This window comes from Lactiplantibacillus sp. C232 (assembly GCF_023806725.1).
Classification (GTDB): domain Bacteria; phylum Bacillota; class Bacilli; order Lactobacillales; family Lactobacillaceae; genus Lactiplantibacillus; species Lactiplantibacillus plantarum.
In genome coordinates, this window is record NZ_JAMSKZ010000007.1 from 1 (window position 1) to 18,055 (window position 18,055).

The 18,055-nt window shown below is 45.9% G+C and carries 18 protein-coding genes; all 18 read right to left on the reverse strand.

All coding sequences use genetic code 11. The annotated features are described in order from the left end of the window. Positions 1-141 precede the first annotated feature (141 nt). The 18 genes from MZO41_RS08005 to MZO41_RS08090 all read right to left on the reverse strand — a co-directional run bounded on the left by MZO41_RS08005 (position 142) and on the right by MZO41_RS08090 (position 18,045). Complete coding sequence (locus MZO41_RS08005; protein ID WP_003640573.1) at positions 142-1,620, reverse strand: S41 family peptidase; 1,479 nt, start codon at positions 1,618-1,620, stop codon at positions 142-144. 29 nt (positions 1,621-1,649) lie between these two features. Next, positions 1,650-1,871 (reverse strand): YozE family protein, encoded by a 222-nt coding sequence (locus MZO41_RS08010; RefSeq protein WP_003640574.1) that lies wholly within the window; start codon positions 1,869-1,871, stop codon positions 1,650-1,652. Positions 1,872-1,882: 11 nt separating this feature from the next. Further along, complete coding sequence (locus tag MZO41_RS08015; protein ID WP_003640575.1) at positions 1,883-2,527, reverse strand: YpmS family protein; 645 nt, start codon at positions 2,525-2,527, stop codon at positions 1,883-1,885. A gap of 12 nt (positions 2,528-2,539) precedes the next feature. Further along, positions 2,540-3,520 carry an SGNH/GDSL hydrolase family protein gene (locus tag MZO41_RS08020; RefSeq protein WP_022638670.1) on the reverse strand — a complete coding sequence of 327 codons (981 nt, stop codon included), beginning with the start codon at positions 3,518-3,520 and terminating at the stop codon, positions 2,540-2,542. A gap of 114 nt (positions 3,521-3,634) precedes the next feature. Then, a complete protein-coding gene (locus tag MZO41_RS08025; protein ID WP_013355563.1) occupies positions 3,635-4,486 on the reverse strand; it encodes a DegV family protein in 852 nt (283 codons plus the stop codon). Positions 4,487-4,592: 106 nt separating this feature from the next. Continuing rightward, a complete protein-coding gene (locus tag MZO41_RS08030; RefSeq protein WP_003640578.1) occupies positions 4,593-5,084 on the reverse strand; it encodes a dihydrofolate reductase in 492 nt (163 codons plus the stop codon). A 9-nt stretch (positions 5,085-5,093) separates the two neighbouring features. Continuing rightward, positions 5,094-6,044: a thymidylate synthase gene (locus MZO41_RS08035; protein ID WP_013355564.1), complete on the reverse strand. Its 951-nt coding sequence runs from the start codon at positions 6,042-6,044 to the stop codon at positions 5,094-5,096. Positions 6,045-6,056: 12 nt separating this feature from the next. Further along, the gene (locus MZO41_RS08040; protein ID WP_044430785.1) at positions 6,057-7,967 is read right to left on the reverse strand and encodes an ABC-F family ATP-binding cassette domain-containing protein; all 1,911 of its coding nucleotides are present in this window, start codon (positions 7,965-7,967) and stop codon (positions 6,057-6,059) included. Positions 7,968-8,152: 185 nt separating this feature from the next. Beyond that, positions 8,153-8,605, reverse strand: a complete 453-nt coding sequence (locus MZO41_RS08045) for a hypothetical protein (RefSeq protein ID WP_003640581.1) — start codon at positions 8,603-8,605, stop codon at positions 8,153-8,155. 56 nt (positions 8,606-8,661) lie between these two features. Beyond that, positions 8,662-9,885, reverse strand: a complete 1,224-nt coding sequence (locus MZO41_RS08050; protein ID WP_011101577.1) for a CCA tRNA nucleotidyltransferase — start codon at positions 9,883-9,885, stop codon at positions 8,662-8,664. Further along, positions 9,882-10,667: a 4-hydroxy-tetrahydrodipicolinate reductase gene (gene dapB, locus MZO41_RS08055; RefSeq protein WP_003640583.1), complete on the reverse strand. Its 786-nt coding sequence runs from the start codon at positions 10,665-10,667 to the stop codon at positions 9,882-9,884. The genes MZO41_RS08050 and dapB overlap by 4 nt, the downstream gene beginning before the upstream one ends. 285 nt (positions 10,668-10,952) lie before the next feature. Then, on the reverse strand, positions 10,953-11,750 hold the full coding sequence (locus MZO41_RS08060; protein ID WP_003640585.1) for a Cof-type HAD-IIB family hydrolase: 798 nt from the start codon (positions 11,748-11,750) through the stop codon (positions 10,953-10,955). 111 nt (positions 11,751-11,861) lie between these two features. Further along, entirely contained in the window at positions 11,862-13,130 is a 1,269-nt protein-coding gene (locus MZO41_RS08065) for a tetratricopeptide repeat protein (RefSeq protein ID WP_013355566.1), read from the reverse strand. A 211-nt stretch (positions 13,131-13,341) separates the two neighbouring features. Beyond that, positions 13,342-13,617: a non-specific DNA-binding protein Hbs gene (gene hbs, locus MZO41_RS08070; protein ID WP_003640587.1), complete on the reverse strand. Its 276-nt coding sequence runs from the start codon at positions 13,615-13,617 to the stop codon at positions 13,342-13,344. 250 nt (positions 13,618-13,867) lie between these two features. Further along, positions 13,868-15,178 carry a ribosome biogenesis GTPase Der gene (gene der / locus MZO41_RS08075; RefSeq protein WP_003640588.1) on the reverse strand — a complete coding sequence of 437 codons (1,311 nt, stop codon included), beginning with the start codon at positions 15,176-15,178 and terminating at the stop codon, positions 13,868-13,870. A 134-nt stretch (positions 15,179-15,312) separates the two neighbouring features. Beyond that, positions 15,313-16,602 carry a 30S ribosomal protein S1 gene (rpsA, locus tag MZO41_RS08080; protein WP_003640589.1) on the reverse strand — a complete coding sequence of 430 codons (1,290 nt, stop codon included), beginning with the start codon at positions 16,600-16,602 and terminating at the stop codon, positions 15,313-15,315. Between the two features lie 89 nt (positions 16,603-16,691). Further along, on the reverse strand, positions 16,692-17,378 hold the full coding sequence (cmk, locus tag MZO41_RS08085) for a (d)CMP kinase (RefSeq protein WP_003640590.1): 687 nt from the start codon (positions 17,376-17,378) through the stop codon (positions 16,692-16,694). Positions 17,379-17,412: 34 nt separating this feature from the next. Then, on the reverse strand, positions 17,413-18,045 hold the full coding sequence (locus MZO41_RS08090) for a LysM peptidoglycan-binding domain-containing protein (protein WP_003640591.1): 633 nt from the start codon (positions 18,043-18,045) through the stop codon (positions 17,413-17,415). Between the last annotated feature and the right edge of the window lie 10 nt (positions 18,046-18,055).

An 18,055-nucleotide genomic window follows, 5' to 3' on the forward strand; every position in this document is an offset into this window, starting at 1 on the left:
AACTTTATTTATCGAATTCAAATTGAGTTCAAAATCAAAATCGAAAAAAAGAACCCAATTCGTAAATGAATTGGATTCTAAATATAACTTCATCAACACCGGTTGACAGAGACCCTTTAAAATATACGAATCAGCTTTGAACTAATTTGTCTTTTCAATCAATTTCATTGCTGCATCGTAAGCCCGATCATTATCACTGATCTTATTAGCTAATTCAGTCTCGATCTTAGTCAGTGTCTGTTTATCGACCTTGCCATTGACCGTTAACTTGGCATGCTTTTGATACTGCTTGACCGCACTGGTGGTTGAATCACCAAAGTAGCCATTAACGGTTCCTTTAAAGTAACCTAAGGCTTGCAAGTACTTCTGGAACGTCTTGACATTGCTATTGACCTTGTCAGCTTGTAAATCACTGACCTTGCTAATAACCGTCAAGCTTGCATAACTCGGCTCATCAGCTTTAACATCAGGTGTCAAGCCCTTCTTGTTGATCCAAGTGCCGTTTGGTGTCAGCCACTTCGCGACCGTGATCTTCATCTCAGTCTTATCATTAAAAGTCGTCACCGTTTGAACGGTCCCCTTACCATATGACTGTGACCCGACCAGTTTAACACCTGCCGATTGATGCAAGGCTGCGGAGAAGATTTCAGCTGCCGAAGCACTCCCACCATCAATTAAGACGGTCGTTGGCTTCGTTTCTTTAAAGCCACCATCATACTTCTTGGACGCCGTGTATTTTTCGGTCGAACCATCGCGTGCTTGGACCTGCATGATCGTCTTACCATTCTTCAAGAAGATTGAGGCCATCTTCAAGGCAGCCGTCATCAACCCGCCAGGATTACCACGCATATCGATGACTAACTTCTTGGCCCCCTTCTTATCGAGTGCCTTCAACGCCGTCTTAAATTCCTTAGCAGTATTCGTCGAGAAGGTCGATACCGTAATATAACCGATCTTCTTATCGCCACCGACTAACTTATAATCAACGGTCGTCACTGGAATCTTAGCCCGCTTCAAACTTACGGTAAAGGTTTGACCACTGCGTTCAATCGTCAATTTGACCGTCGTACCGATCTTACCACGCATCATGCTAACGGCTTGTGTCAAGGTCTTACCGGCCACTGACTTGCCATTGACCGCCTTAATAATGTCCTTCGGTTTCAAACCAGCTTTCTTAGCTGGCGTACCAGCAATTGGTGAAATAATTTGAACATAGTTGCCAGATTTTTGAACCTGGGCACCAATTCCAGAAAACGAACTGTCGATCGTGTCATTCAAGCTTTCCGTCTCGCTCTTGTCCATGTACTCGGAAAATTTATCACCTAACGAATTGACCATGCCGTTAATGGCACCGTTGGCCAACTTATTCGCATTGACCGGTTTGTAGTAATTCTCATTGATCGTTTCATAAACTGATTCGATCTTTTTCATTGCTTTACTAGTCTGCTGCATACTGCTGAGCTGGGCATTGACTTGCCGACCAATCAGCCAGTACGTCCCACCCACCCCAATGCCTAATGCGACGACAATGGAAATAATATAGGTCCATAGACCAACGCGTCGCTTGGGCCGGGGCACTTTTTTTATGTGCGGATTAGTTTGTTTGGGTTCCTCTGGCATACCGAACGTCCTCTTTCCTACAAATTAATTTAAGCTTCACTTGCCAAATAGGCTTGCCACGCGTCATCAAAGACCGTCATCGTTGGCAAATAACCAGCGTTCAATTCCAAATATTGTGAGAGTTCGTGAAAATCTTTACTCTGCTTTGGAAACGATTGATCCAAAAACGCATTATTGGCAAATTCGGCAATGGCATCGGTACTGTCTGGGTTCCGTTGCGTCATCAAGAATGTATAAAATGTTTTATGCATGAATTCACTCCTTAGTCACTAGTTTTTGGAATATGCATTTCGAACTTGAACTGATTATTCTTCAAATCAAGCTTATCTACACTATAACGAACATCATGTTTACCAACTAATTTATTCAAGTAGAGGTCGATTGTCTTCTTCTTGGCATTCAACTTGACCCACTTAGGTGTCTTGTAATTATTATTAATATAATTAATCACAAAGCTGATTGGCAAGGACATCGTCCCGACCGATAAATTGGTTGCTTTCAACGAAATATTGCCGTTATCGATGACACTTGGTTGCATCGTGATCACAAACGACACGTTCTGACCCAGTACCTGCGTCGTTCCGAGCAAATAAGCGCCGGTAGACCGGACCACGAAGCGATATTTCATGTCTTGGCCCTTTTGTAGATCATTCAAATAATAACTCGCAAGGGCGTTTAATTGTTTTCGATTCATTGTAATCGGCACACTAGCCGCATCCGTATTGCTTGCAGCCGTCAAACTAGTGCTTTCGCTAGGCGATCGTAAGACCTGGGTGCCGACGTAAGCACCGGTGCCGACAATCAACGCAATCAAGACAACGGCGACCCATTTCCAAACATTGATTGGACCGTTTGTCTTCGGATTTTTAGGTGCTGATGCCTGCTTGTTTCGTTGTGCTTCCCGCATCTCATTACCTCCCTATTTTTTGATTAACCACGCATCATGGGCCATCATGGTCTGATACAGTTTGGTTGTAAACACACGATACCCCCGCTTATTGGGATGGAAATTATCAGCAGTCGAAATCAAATCATTCGTCTTGTTTTCCGTCTCTAAAGCGCCAGTAATGGCCTTTGAGCTGGTTAAGCTAGTTAAGGTCGTGGCACTCGCTGCTTTCTTCAACTTGCGAATCTGGGCTGCCGTCTTGTACTGGCCGTGTGACATGGTCCAATTGATATCCATAAAATACGTGTGCTTGTATTGACTAACCGTCGTCTGTGTCTGATCATTCCACTGGCTAATGTAGTGCGTGATCGACGTCACATTTGGAAAGTTCACATAAATTGGATTATAGATGCTAAAGACAAAAACTGACGCAGTGCCATTCAAACTTTGTAATTTATTAAATAATTTAGTTAGTTTATTCGCATATAAAGTTTGCGCTTTAGCAACCGTCGCGTTATTTTTGGCCGTATTGTTAGAAGTTAGGGACCCTTCGAGCGTTTGCAAGAGGTCGTTACCGCCAACCGTCACGGTAATCACATCCGCCTTGGCAATTTTCTGTTGTAACACTTTCGACTTATTAATGCGTGCTAAAATCTGGTCACTCCGATCACCGGACTTACCAGCATTCGTGGTCGTCACCTTCAGCTTTTGCTTAGTCGTCAACGTTTTTTTGATCTGACCAACGTAGCCACCCTCGGACTCATCGCCGACCCCTTCCGTTAAGGAGTCACCGACCGCGACCAAGTTGATCTTCGCCTTGTGGGGCGTCTTCTTGGCAGTGGTCTTTTTAGTCGTTGTTGGGGTAGTCGTCGCCGATTCATTTTGCGGATGCAGCAGATAATTGACCCCGAAAAACACCCCGACCGCTAACACCGCCACCACTAAAATGATTTTGATGGTTTCTTTAACTTTGGACATTGGCATCCAACCTTTCTTCACCGTTGAGCAGTCCATTTAATCAGAGCTAACTCATCTTTGAACAATAAAATGGTCACCATCCCCTGTTGGGACGATCACCATTTGCCATTAGTGTTCGTAGACAAGTCCGCCTGTGGGACACCGCTCACTTTACGCTGGCGCTTGCGTATGATATTCCACGGCAAACGCACCCGGGCCACCATGGGTCGCAATAATTGGCACCGTTGGTTGAACACTGATCTTGAGACTTGGTAAAGCCGCTTGTAGGCGCGCCCGATATTCTTCCACGCGCTCCGTGGCGCCAACGTGAGAGATTGCAACTTCGGCGACGTTCGGCGTTGCAATAATATCGTCGAGAACCTTATCAAAAAATTTATTGATCGCCTTAACACCGCGACCCTTCATCTTCACATCTAGGGTGCCGTCATCAACTTCCAAGGCAATCTTAACATTCAGTAACGTACTGATTGCCCCCGTCAGACGACTGATTCGACCACCAGCAACGAGGTTATTCAGGGTCATTACGCCCATGAATAGCTTGGTATGGGCCTGAGTCGTATGAATCTGATCGATAACCGCCTGTTTGTCAGCACCACTCTGGGCTAACTTAGCAGCAGTCAAAACTTGAAAGGCCATCGCACGGTCGGTCGTCCGAGCGTCGATCACGGTGACATCGGTCTTCGTAATCGAAGCCGCTTGTTCCGCCGTGTGCACTGTTCCTGAAATGGCTTCGAGCATATTGATACAAATCACACTCGCGCCATCCGCACCTAACTTATCAAACGTTTCAATGAACGTTCCGAGTGCCGGTTGGCTCGTCTTTGGTAAAGATTTAGCCGTTGCCATCTTGTCAATAAATTCTTCACGCGTAATCGTTTCATCTTCCACGTAAATGGTGCCATCGATCATGACAGTCAACGGAATCACGGTAATATCGTATTTTTTTACCTCGGCATCCGTCAAATTTGCCGAAGAATCGGTCACAATCTTGATTTTCGTCATACTTTGCCACGCTTTCTTATACTTGTAACGTTTAAACGATCGTTACAATAAAATTAATGCTTTCAGTATAGCAGAAATCTGCCTGAGTTTCACGGTTGCCACTGAATTAACGACGGCGGAAATCATCAAATTCGTACGGATATTGATTTTTCTCATCCACCGTCCCAATTTGTTGGCTCACCAGCTGCCACTGCGTGTAATCCACGGCCGGCATCCAAGTATCACCATCAAACCTTGCGTTGATACGCGTCCGATATAAATAATCGGCCACCGGTAACACGGCTTCAAACACCACCGCACCACCAATGACAAAAATCGGTTCATCCGGATGGGCGGCCGCGAGTGTTTGGATCGCCGCCACATCTGCTAGTTGATGGACTTCCGGTGGCAACTTTAAATCAGACTGACGTGAAAGCACCCAATTGGTCCGCCGTGGGAGCGGGCGTTTAAAGCCCGCAAAAGTCTTGCGCCCCATCACGACGTGGTGTCCGGTCGTCAGCGCTTTGAACCGCTGCATATCTGCTGGTAAATGCCAGGGAAGCTGGCCCTGGTTGCCAATCAGGCCATTTTGATCTTCTGCCCATATCAATGCAATCATTGCGGCCTCCTAAATCGCGACCGGCGCTTTGATTGCCGGTGCGGGATCATAACCACTGAGCTTGATGTCACTCATTTGGTAATCAAAAATACTGTCATGAGCCCCACTTAAAGTCAGCTGGGGTGCTGGCCGAGGTTGCCGGGTCAACTGCGTTTTAACTTGTTCCACATGGTTAGTATAGATGTGCGCGTCACCCAACGTATGCACGAACTCGCCCACTGCTAGGCCCGTCTCCTTAGCAATCAGATGTGTTAGTAACGCATAACTCGCAATATTGAATGGCACACCTAGGAAGACATCGCCTGAACGTTGGTAGAGTTGGCAAGAGAGCTTACCATCCGCGACATAGAATTGAAACAGAGTATGACACGGTGGTAACGCCATGTTCGGCACATCTTCTGGATTCCAAGCGGAAACGATTAACCGCCGCGAATCCGGATGCGTCTTGATCATTTCAATCACATTGGCAATTTGATCGATCGTCTTTCCCTGACGCGTTTGCCAGTGACGCCATTGCGCACCGTAAACGTCACCCAAATTACCATACTTGGCCGCAAACGCGTCGTCTGTCAAGATCTGGTCATCAAAGGTCTGCATCTGAGCTTGATAAATCGACGCAAAATCGGGATCATCTAGCCGGCGGTGTTCAAAATTCGTCATATCAGGGCCGTCATAATCGGCACTCGTAACCCAATTTTTGAACGCCCATTCGTCCCAGATATGGTTGTGATGTTGCAATAAATACTGAATATTCGTATCACCATGCAAAAACCATAGTAATTCGCTCTTGATCAGGCCAAAGGGAACTTTTTTGGTCGTCAATAACGGGAAACCTTGACTCAGATCAAAGCGCATCTGATAACCAAACACACTGTATGTTCCCGTGCCGGTACGGTCATCCTTATACGTGCCGTGTTCTAAAATGGTGCGCGCGAGTTGTAAATAACTATCTTCTAACATGCGATCATCCTTTCAGGCTTCTGCATACTGGCTGAGGTAGTCCCAGCGATCCATCTTCTCATCAATCGTTTGTTCCGTCTTAGTCAATTCTTTTTGCAAATCAGCCAACTTGCCATAATCACTGGCATTGGCAGCCATCGCCGCTTCGATCTCACTCTTATGGCTATCCAATTGCTCGATAACCCCTTCGATCTTGTCGTATTCGAGCTGTTCCGCGTAAGTCAGCTTGACTTTGGCTTTCTTGGCCAATGGTGCGGTCGAGTCATTCGTGACCGGCTTAGCCGTAGTTTTTGTCGCAGTGGCCTTGGCTGCGGGCTTGGCCGCGTCTTTTTGATCCTTCAAATAACTGGAGAAACGGCCAGAATAGCGTTCAATATGCCCCTGACCATCAAAAATCAGTAGTTTCGTGCCGACCTTGTCCAAAAAATAGCGGTCATGGGAAACAGTGATGACGGTCCCGGCAAAATCATCGAGGTAGTTCTCCAACACCGTTAACGTACCAATATCCAAATCATTAGTCGGTTCGTCCAATAAGAGGACGTTCGGCTGTTGCATCAACAACTTCAGTAAGTATAGCCGGCGCTGTTCGCCCCCAGATAACTTGCGAATCAGCGTGCCGTGCATCGAACGTGGGAACAGAAACTCTTCTAGTAACTCAGTCACTGAAACATGCTCGCCCTGCTTATTCAAGACCGTCTCACCGACATCTTGCAAGTAATTAATGATGCGCTTGTCGCCCGGAATCGGTTCGGTCTGTTGAGTATAATAGGCCATCTTGACGGTCTCACCGATCGTCACGGTCCCACTATCAAGTGGCAGTCGACCCGCAATCACATTCAATAAACTAGATTTCCCGGCACCGTTGATTCCAGTGATACCGATGCGGTCATTGGCTTGGATCAACATCGAAAAGTGATCCAGGATGGTTTGCCGATCAAACTGCAAGCTCGCGTCCTTTAACTCGATCACTTTCTTACCCAAACGCTGCTGACCGAGCGAAATATCAACATCGTTATCAACTTGGAGCGTATTCAAATTATCCTTCAAATCATTGAACCGATTGATGCGCCCCTGTTGCTTCGTGCTACGCGCGGGTGCTCCCGCACGCATCCAAGCCAGTTCCTTTTTGTACAGCTGCTGTTGCTTATGTTCAGCTAACACGTCACGGGCGACCCGTTCGGCTTTCGCTTGCACGAAATCTTGGTAATTTCCCGTATACTTATGCAGCTCGCCAAATGACAATTCAAACATCTGGTTGGCGACTTGATCCAAGAAATACCGGTCATGGGTCACGACAATCAAAGCACCCTTATAACTAGCTAAATAGCTTTCTAACCACTCAATTGAGTCAAAATCAAGATGGTTGGTCGGTTCGTCTAGTAATAAAAGATCCGGTGATTGAATCAACACTTGCGCCAGGCCCACCCGCTTCTGTTGGCCCCCCGACATCTGACTGACGGTCTGCGTCAGGTCGGTAATGTGCAGTTGTGTCAAAATCGTTTTGACATCACTTTCAGCCGTCCAAGCATCTTCTTGGTTCATTCGATCCTCAGCGGCCACGTAAGCTTTTTGGGTCGCTTGGTCTTCGGGATGATCAGCATAAGCGGCCAACGTTTGCTCGTAGTGGCGAATCGTTCGAAAGACTTGCTGACTACCGGCCAAAACGGCATCAATGACTGTCAGATTCTGGTCAAGTTCCGGCTTTTGCTTTAAATAACCAATCGTATAATTTTTGGGCATCACCAGTTGACCGGCTTCCGGTGCCGTAATCCCGGCTAATACGTCTAATAAATTCGTTTTCCCGGACCCGTTAACGCCAATGACACCAATCCGGTCATGTTCATTCACAATAAATGAAATATCGTGAAATAACGTCTTCTCACCATAAGTTCGGGTCAGATTTTCTGCTCTTAAAGTTTGCATTGTTACGATCCACCCTTTTTTTACATCATTAAGTTCTATCTTAGCTAGAATCGGCTTAAAACACAACTGACAAACGCGCAAATCAACGTTAATATTTCCTAACGATCATCGATTCGATTGGGTCGTGAGTCACAAAAAAACTCCTGAGGCTCACTCGGCCCCAAGAGTTGTTTGGCAACACCTTATTAGTTATGATCACCATAAACATCAAAGACGGTCCGTTCATCATCAACGACTAAGTGTAATTTTCCATCGCTGGCTAATGAGCTCGTCTGATAAATGTTGTCGATACCATCCGCATCCCGTGGCTTGAATGGCAAGTAAATTTGTTCACTACCACGTTCGTCGCCAAACAGGATATCAATTTTTTCAATGTCTTGATAATGTGTCACCCGTTCAAACATCCCACTTGTCACGGATGATAGTTGGGTCGTGTCCGGATCGATCGCATCAGCGTCAGGTTTAAATTCAGCCTTAAATGATTTACAAGGATGAATGATGGTCATATGGCCACCCTTAATTCGACCGTAACTCGTCGTTACCCGGCCGATCCACAGGTCAGAGATATCTTGATGATGAACTGTCCAAGTGTCACCATTCCGAAAATGAAATTTCAATGCTTCTAATGCTCGTTCCATTCAAATCACCTCATTGAATTAGTTTCACTTTAATCGTAACAGATTCATAGAAAATATCAATGGTTTTTTGAATCCGCTACCATCCTTGCAAAATCAAGCAAAGCATCCTGCTGATTTGGGACCTGTTTCATCACCACGGCCTGTAAGCAAGCCGCTAGAATTTGACCCATCATTGGCCCAGGCGTCACCAATTTAGCTTTCAATAAATCGCCACCGTTAATGGCCAATTCATGCTTGTCATGGATTGGTAAGCTAGCATAAGATTGCACCAATTGTGCTTGGTCCTGGCCAAAGCCTAAAATCGTAGCCACCTGATTAGCCGTTTTCAGCGCCTCTAAGCCCGTATAAAAGTTCTCCTGCGCAGTTAACTGACCGTTGTGTTTTAACGCCATCAGCGCTTTAATAGCGGCCGTCACGTGATTAATCAGCTCATTGCTCGTCTTCCACGTCTTTAACAACTGGCGAACAGCCGCTTCGTCAGTCCGTTGCATGGTCCAGCTAAGCAAGGTCCAAGTACTTTCAATACTCGGCAAATGCCAAGCTGGAAGTGCCATTAACTGCCGCAGCATCGCTTCTTGATCAGCCATTGCGGGCATATAACGATACAAGTCAGTGGTCAGCAAGCCGGTCAAACCAGCAACTGGGTGCTGACCCATCAGCAGCTTCTCCCACTCGACACGCGTCCGTTCCACGGCAATTTTCGCCAACAACGCCGCATTATCGGCAATCGCTTGTTCGGTCTGCGATTCAATGGTAAAGCCTAACTGACTTGCAAACCGAACGGCACGCATCATCCGCAACGCATCTTCGTGAAACCGTTCTTCAGCCACTCCAACGGCGCGTAAGATTCCTTGTTCCATATCTGCTAACCCGTCAAACAGATCAATCACTTCACCGTTAGCAGTCATGGCTAAGGCGTTGATTGTGAAATCCCGGCGCTTCAGGTCCTCTTTCAATGATCGGACGAACGTAACCTGATCAGGGCGGCGAAAATCTTGGTAACCAGATTCAGTCCGAAACGTCGTCGTTTCATAACCATTGCCGTGATCTAAGATCATCACCGTTCCGTGCTCGATTCCCGTATCAACCGTCCGTTTAAATAATTGTTTGACTTCAGCCGGAAACGCGCTGGTCGCAATATCGACGTCATGTAGGGGCTTGCCCAAAATCGTATCGCGAACACACCCACCAACAAAGTACGCCTCATAACCGGCCGCTTCGATCGTCTCAATAATCGGCTTAGCTGCTTGAAACTCAGCTGGCAACTGCGTCAAAATCATAGTAAGTGCTCCAAACCAACAAAGAGTTCGTGATACTGGTTAACTTTTTCAACCGCCACTTTGACACCAGTCATAAATGAGATCCGATCAAAGGAATCTTGGCGAATCGTTAACCCTTCACCAGGGCCGCCAAACATGACCTCTTCGTGCGCCACTAGTCCAGGTAACCGAACCGCGTGAATCCGCATCCCTTCATATTCGGCACCCCGTGCGCCAGGTAGAGTTTCAGTTGCGTCAGGATTACCTTGTTCCTTTGGTTGCCGAACTTCAGCAATCTTCTTAGCAGTACTGATAGCAGTACCACTTGGCGAGTCAATCTTATCGTCATGATGCATCTCGATAATTTCAACATCTGGGAAGTACTTCGCTGCTTGTTGGGCAAATTGCATGAGTAAGACGGCACTGATCCCAAAGTTAGGCGCAATGAGGCCGCCCACTTGCTTGTCCTTTGCTAATTTTTGCAACTCGGCAACTTGTTCATCGGTCATCCCAGTAGTCCCAATAACAGGCGAAATACCATGGTTAAGTGCAAACTTTGCATTTTCATAAACGGCGGTTGGAATCGTAAAGTCGATCCAGACCGTGGCATCCGTCTTAATTTGGTCTAAATCATGAAAAGCTGGCACGTCTTGACCCTTAAAGCGGTCGTCCTCACCTAGATTTTGTTCTCCACTGCGCGCGTCATAGACCCCAACTAATTCAAAATCAGGATTATCAATGACCATCTGAGCAGCCGTACTACCCATCCGACCCTTATAGCCGGCAACAATTACTTTTACCACAATAAATTCCTCCTCAAGATTAAGCTAATTATATTTTAGCAGACAATTGCCAAATTAGGCAGGAGAATCCTCGCTGAACCTGTTTAAACTGTTAAACTAGCCCCATTTTGTTCATGACCAATGGCTAAAACGGTCCCGCTAATTAACTTGCTACTTTGTGGGACGAGCCACGTCCGTCCTATAACACTGATATGAATAAAAAATAGTGTCTGACTCAAAGCGTAGTCCCGCTCGGTCGAACACTATTTGCTTATATATTTCGGCCGCCAACAATACCTGGTGACGCTAAATTAACGTGTCAATCGTCGCTAACACCCCATCATGATTATTGTCATGTGACGTAAGATACGTAGCCATCTCTTTGACGGGTGTAATCGCATTTTGCATCGCAAAACTGTAATCAGCCTCCCGTAGCATTTCAAGATCATTACCGTTATCACCGAACGCGGCCGTTTGACTAGGGGCAACGTGCCAATGCTGCTGGAGATAAGCAAGCCCGGTTGCCTTGTTAACATGTGGTGGAATGACGTCAAGCCCATTACCACCGCTGACAGTCGCACGTAACCGGCCAGCAAATTGCTGATTGATCAAAGCGGCGTGCGCATCAGCATCCGTGGCTTGCCAACTAAAAGTCGCTTTATAGATATGGTCATCAATTGCTGATAGCGATGGCACCACTTGCAGCCGGCTCAAATAGTACCGCATGATTGGACTGTCATCTTGGGGCCGAATATATGCCCCTTGCTTGCCGGAGACCGAGATCTCAGCACCAGCCAGTGCTGGTTCAGTCGCCACGTAAACTAACAGTTCCTGATAAAGCGCCGGCTCAATCAAGCTTTCAGCCAACACGTTGCCGTGATTATCAATGACTAACCCGCCATTTTCAGCCACATAGGTCAATTCACCGTTGATCCCGTCAAAAACATCAATACAATGTTGCAGCTGATTGCCGCTCGCCACAACAAAGTGCTGGCCCTGAGCATTCATTTGATCCAACTGGGCCTGAAACCGATGGTGATCAAACTGATGGTCGTCTCTCAAAAACGTGCCATCTAAATCGGTGGCAATAATAGCTACTTTCACGATAGTAAACGCCTCACTTAAATTTGGTATACGTTCATTTTACCAAAATTGAAAGTGGTTTCAATAACTTTAGAAATGAAACCTCTCAGCAAACGGCGAAGAACTAAAGGCCTAGTAGCCCTGATCCTCGTAGTCTTCTAGCATCGCAACCATTTCACCATCATCTGGTTCAATCGTTAGATAATTCCGCAACGCTACCACGGCACTGTCGGCCATTCCTGCTTCGCGGAAGAAATAAATTGCTGGCTTAAGGAAATCCTTGTTATGTTCAAAGAACGGATAAGCCGCTTCGTAATTATCCTTAGCCGCCTGAAAATGATCGAGCCGGTCATTAGAGATTGCCAAGTTCCAGTAGAACTGTGGATCAAACTCATTACTTTGCAAATATTGATCCAACAAGTCGATATTGTCTTGATAACGGTCCCGCTGAACTAACAAATTAGACAGTTCCAGTACCGTAGTCAAATTATCAGGGTCAATACTCAAGCCTTCCCGTAAATACTTTTCAGCTAATTCCTGATCGTCTAATTTCAAGGCTAAGCGGGCAGTTTGCAAGTACAGCTGCTCATTGTATTGGTCGACCGCTAAACCTTCTTGTAAGGTCAATAACGCCTTGTCCAGTTGATGAAGTTGCTCTTGGGCCTGGGCCAAGTATGGATACAGGGACGCATACTGATTGTCTTGTTCCCGCAGTTTGTCGAAGATATCAACAGCCTTCTGGGGTTCGTTTAATTGCAAATAAGTGAAGCCTAATTCAAACTGGCTGTCCGGCGTGAGCTTGGCAGGCTTGATTTGTTCTAAATAACCCACCGCCTGCTCAAAGCGCCCGGACTCAGCATAAGCCACCCCTAGTCGTTCAACTAAGTTAACTTTAGAGATCTCTAGTTGTCCCTGCTTGATCAAGTCCAAGTAGAAGCGAGTCGCCTGACCGTAGTTACGAATCAAGAAGTAAAATTCTGCGAGCGCAAATTCGACAACTGGTTCGTCCGGTGCCAGCTGATAGGCTTCCTTGAGTTTTTGCTCACTGACTTCAAATAACTCTTGGGTCTGGTATAGATCGGCCTCAACTAACAACGCTTGAACGTATGCCGGTGAGTCTGGCTTAACTTGTTGTAAATAGTCGAGTGCCAGGTCCGTATCGTCCTCATCGATGGCAATATCAGCCAGACTTGTCCGTAAGTCGTCCTCATCGGGATACTTAGCCAGTAACTTCTTATAAGTCCGTTCCGCTTGCTTTAAAAAGCCCAAACCGTACAATTCTTCAGCCAGACTATACAGCGTCTGGTCATCGTCCTTACGTAAGGCCCATGCAAAGTGCTTTTTGGCCGTGTCAATTTGCCCGTTTGATAGTGCTGCGAGCATTTTTTCTGAATAACTCATTACACCCATCCTTTAAACCACTAAGAAACGACTTCATTTAGTCGCCATGGTTTCATCATTTATTTCAATAGTCAGCCTGATATCGTCACATGGGATACCAGCTGTTAATCGCTTGACCTGACAGTCTATCATACCGCAGACGACAGCAAAAAAGCCAGTATAACGGTCGCTATACTGGCTTTCATGTTTGCATTTCATTAACTGATATGCATTATTTAACTGCGTCCTTTAAAGCTTTCCCTGGCTTAAATGCAGGTACTTTGCTTGCAGGAATTTGGATTTCGTCACCAGTTTGTGGGTTACGGCCCTTACGAGCTGCACGTTCACGTACTTCAAAGTTACCAAATCCGATCAGTTGAACTTTTTCACCCTTTGCAAGAGTGTCTTGGATTGATGCAAAGACTGCGTCAACTGCAGCAGTTGCGTCTTTCTTCGTTAAGTTAGTTGCCGCAGCAACGTTGTTAACTAATTCAGCTTTGTTTGCCATGTTTGATTCACCTCCCCGTTACAGAGTGAAGGATCGCCGTGCTTTTTAACATCGTTGATCCAGATGATCATTTTTGAGTGGTCCAAAAATGAGAGAAACGATAACAAGCATCATTTCTTCATCAAAGATAGCATAGGAATGCTGTAATAGCAAGCTTTTTTAGCCTTTTCAGCGAAAATAGCGCAAAAAGATGATAATCGTTTACATCAATCAAATAATGTGCTAAAATGCTGATTTTACGCGCTTTAGCCTACTTACGTCGCCGTTCGATCATGTGGATCGGCGTACCACTAAAATCAAAGGCATTCCGAATTTGATTTTCAAGGAACCGTTCATATGAAAAGTGCATCATATCAGGGTCATTCACGAAGACCACAAAAGTCGGGGGTTGAATCGCCACCTGAGTGGCATAGTAAACCCGTAGCCGCTTACCATTGTCACTCGGTGTCGGATTCATCGCAATCGCATCCATAATAACGTCATTTAAAACGGACGACTGAATCCGCCGCATATGGTTCGTATTGACTTTCTTAATCAACGCGGGTAGTTGCTCCAAACGTTGATTAGTCTTAGCAGAGACAAAAATAATCGGCGCATAGCTCAAGTAAACGAACTGATCACGAATATACGCTTCGAATTCTTGCATGGTGTGGTTGTCTTTCTTAACCAGATCCCACTTATTGACCACGATGATAATACCCTTACCCGCTTCATGCGCATAACCAGCAACCCGCTTATCCTGCTCACGAATGCCTTCTTCACCATTGATGACAAAGAGTGCCACGTCACTATTATCGATTGCCTTGAGCGCACGCATAACGCTATAACGTTCGGTATTTTCGTAAACTTTTCCTTTTTTACGGATACCGGCCGTATCGACCATCACAAACCGGTCACCATCCTGATCAGTAAACTTGGTATCAATGGCATCCCGGGTTGTCCCGGCCACGTCAGAAACGATGACCCGGTCTTCACCCAGCAAGGCGTTGACAATTGATGACTTACCCACGTTCGGGCGGCCAATCAAACTGAAACGAATCGTCCCCGGTTCGTCCTCCCCACTTTTTTCAGGAAAGTTTTTGATAACAGCATCGAGCAAGTCCCCAAGTCCGAGTCCATGCGCACCTGAGATAGGGTACGGATCGCCAAAGCCAAGGGAATAAAAGTCATAGACTTCACTCCGAAGTTCAGGATTATCGACTTTATTAACACCCAGCACGACCGGTTTGTTCGACCGGTACAAGATTTGGGCAACGTGTTCATCAGCGTCCGTGACGCCTTCTTTGATGCTAACTAAATAAATAATGACATCAGCTTCATCGATTGCAATTTCGGCTTGCTGTGTAATCTGTTTAATGAATGGGGCATCTTCGATATCGATCCCACCCGTATCGATCAAACTGAATTCTTGACCAAGCCATTCACTGTTGGCGTAAATCCGGTCACGAGTCACACCCGGTGTATCTTCAACAATCGAGATCCGATCACCCGCAATCCGATTAAAAATCGTGGATTTACCAACGTTTGGTCGCCCAACAATGGCGACGACTGGTTTTGCCATATTAATTCCTCCTTTACCCTCGTAGCGTCAGGTTCCTGCTACAAGTCTCAAATTAATTGGTAACACCAACTAATCTGTTCCTAAAAAAATATCCTTCAAGGCAAGCTTGAAGGGTATTTTTAATCAATCAATGATTAGTTTTCATCATTGTTGCTTTCAGCATTCTTCAATTCGTCACCGATCAAATCACCTAAAGTGAAACCAGTTGATTCTTCAGGAGCATTAGCCGTTGAACGTTCGCTAGCAGTCCGGTTGTCCCGGTTGTTGTTACGACGACGGTTATTGTTACTCCGACGTTCTGGTTGACTTTCGTTGTCATCGTCAGCAGTTTGTGGCTTTTCTTCCAAAGCTTTAATTGATAAAGCTAACCGCTTTTCGTCTGGACGAACGTCTAAGACTTTGACTTTGATTTCTTGACCAACTTTTAAGACATCGTTTGGTGTTGCAATGTGTTGGTGTGAGATTTGTGAAATGTGAACTAACCCTTCAACACCAGGGAAGACTTCCACAAAGGCACCAAAACTCGTCAAACGCTTAACTTTACCATCAAGTACAGCCCCTTGTGGTGCTTTTTCTTCAATACCATCCCAAGGTTCTGGTAAGGTTGCTTTGATTGATAATGAAACCCGTTCGCGGTCAGCATCAACGGATAAAATCTTAACCGTGACTTCTTGACCAACCTTCAATACATCAGCAGGCTTTTCAACCCGTTCGTATGAGATTTCTGAAACGTGAACCAAACCATCAATCCCGCCGAGGTCAACAAAGGCACCGAAGTTCGTTAAACGAGCAACTTTACCTTCAACGACATCACCAGCTTGTAAGGTCTTCAAAGCTTCTTCACGTTGTGCTTCGCGTTGCTTTTCAACAACGGCACGGTGTGATAAGATCAAGCGATTTTCGCTAGGTTCAATTTCAATAATCTTAAGTTCAAGTTCTTGGCCTTTATAGGCATTTAAATCTTCAACATAATGATCATCAATCATTGAGGCAGGGATGAAGCCACGAACACCAGCGTCAACGACTAACCCGCCCTTAACAACTTGCGTTACCGGAGCTTTAATCGTATGACCTGCTTCGTATTCTTTTTCAACATCGTCCCAAACTTTGCGAGCTTCTAACCGACGATGTGACAGTAAATAACTGCCGTTTTCCTTGTCGCTGCCAATTCGAGAAATGACAACCAAGTCTAATACATCACCGACTTTAGCGGCTTCGTTGACATCGTCAACCCGTTGTGTTGAGAGTTCCTTCAAAGGAACGACCCCTTCAACACCGGTACCTTGGATACCAACAATTACTTGTTTGTCGTCGTCGATTGCTAAGACTTCACCCTTAACAACGTCACCGACGTTTACTTCTTCAACGCTGTTTAAAGCGTCTAAAAGTTCATTTTTCTCTTGGCTGTTTTCGTTTTCACTCATGCAAATTTCCTCCTGTCAACAATAACTCTAACCTATATCATAGCTGAAAATGCAATGAAAAGCTAGCTAAAAGCATTAAGTTAATGCAATTAGATTGTTGAACTTTGTTTTTTTGTAATAATTTTGGCAATGGCAGCAACAACTTCATCGATTGACATTGGCGTCGTATCAACAAGTGTGGCGTCCGTTGCTTGTGTTAATGGTGACACTTTACGCGTTGAATCTTTGTGGTCACGTAATTCAATCTCGGCCTGTAGCTGAGCCAAGGGCGTGTCGATCCCTTTTTTTACATTTTCGGCGTATCGACGCTTAGCCCGTTCAGCCGCTGAAGCAACTAAAAAGATCTTAACTTCAGCATTGGGCAATACCGTTGTCCCAATATCACGACCGTCCATCACGATCCCACCTGCATTGGCCATCTCTCGCTGTTGCTCAGTTAAAATCGTACGCACCTGTGGTAACGCCGCAATCGTCGAGACGTTATTCGTCACGTCTGGTTGGCGTATCGCCGCCGTAATATCTTCCTGATTAGCAAAAACCAGTTGATCCGGCTCGCCGGGTTTAAAACTGATCTTGAGCGACTTCATTGCCGTAATCACAGCCGCTTCGTCTGCTAAATCAACGTGCTGTTGCATTGCCCAGTACGTGACTGCCCGATACATGGCACCAGTATCCACATAAATATAGCCAAACCGTTTTGCAACGAGTTTGGCTACGGTACTCTTGCCAGCTGAAGCCGGACCATCGATGGCCACCTGTAATGCTTGCTTAGCCATTAACTAACCCCTCACAATCTGAAAAAATCGTGTATTAACGGACACGTAACCGTTGACCAGCCGAAATCGTTGCATCAGATGATAACCCATTTAATTCCAATAGCTTATCCACTGAGATTCCAGCATTCGTAGCGACCCGATAGACCCCTTGACCGGCTTCTACCGTGACGTACTTAGTCCCTGAAGATGATTCTGAGGAGCTACTACTACTGCTAGCGCTGCTGTCGTCAGTACTCGCACTTTCTTCCGAGCTGGCAGCAGTAGAACTAGCAGCCTTGGAACTGGCAGCTTTAGAGCTAGCCAAGGCTAAGCTACTACTTTTAGCAGCCGCCTTTTTCGACGATGCGGCCGCCTTCTTCTTGCTAGCAGCAGTCGATGACTTACTGGCAGCAACACTGGCCGATGACTTCTTCGAGCTCGAACTAGCAACTTGTTCAGTCTGTTGCGGATTATTAAGCGAATTCTTTTTCACCAAGAAATAACCAATTGGTGCCAAAGCAAGCAACAATATTAGTACGACTAACACGGTCGTTAGCGTAGAGTTGCTACTGTCTTGTTTTCGTTTTTGAGTTCGCGATAAATTGCCCGAGTCATCCCGATCGTCTTCAAAAGTTTTGTCCCACGGCTTATCCGCTTGGGATTTGTCATTATCATTTTTTTGACTCATAGGGTGTTCC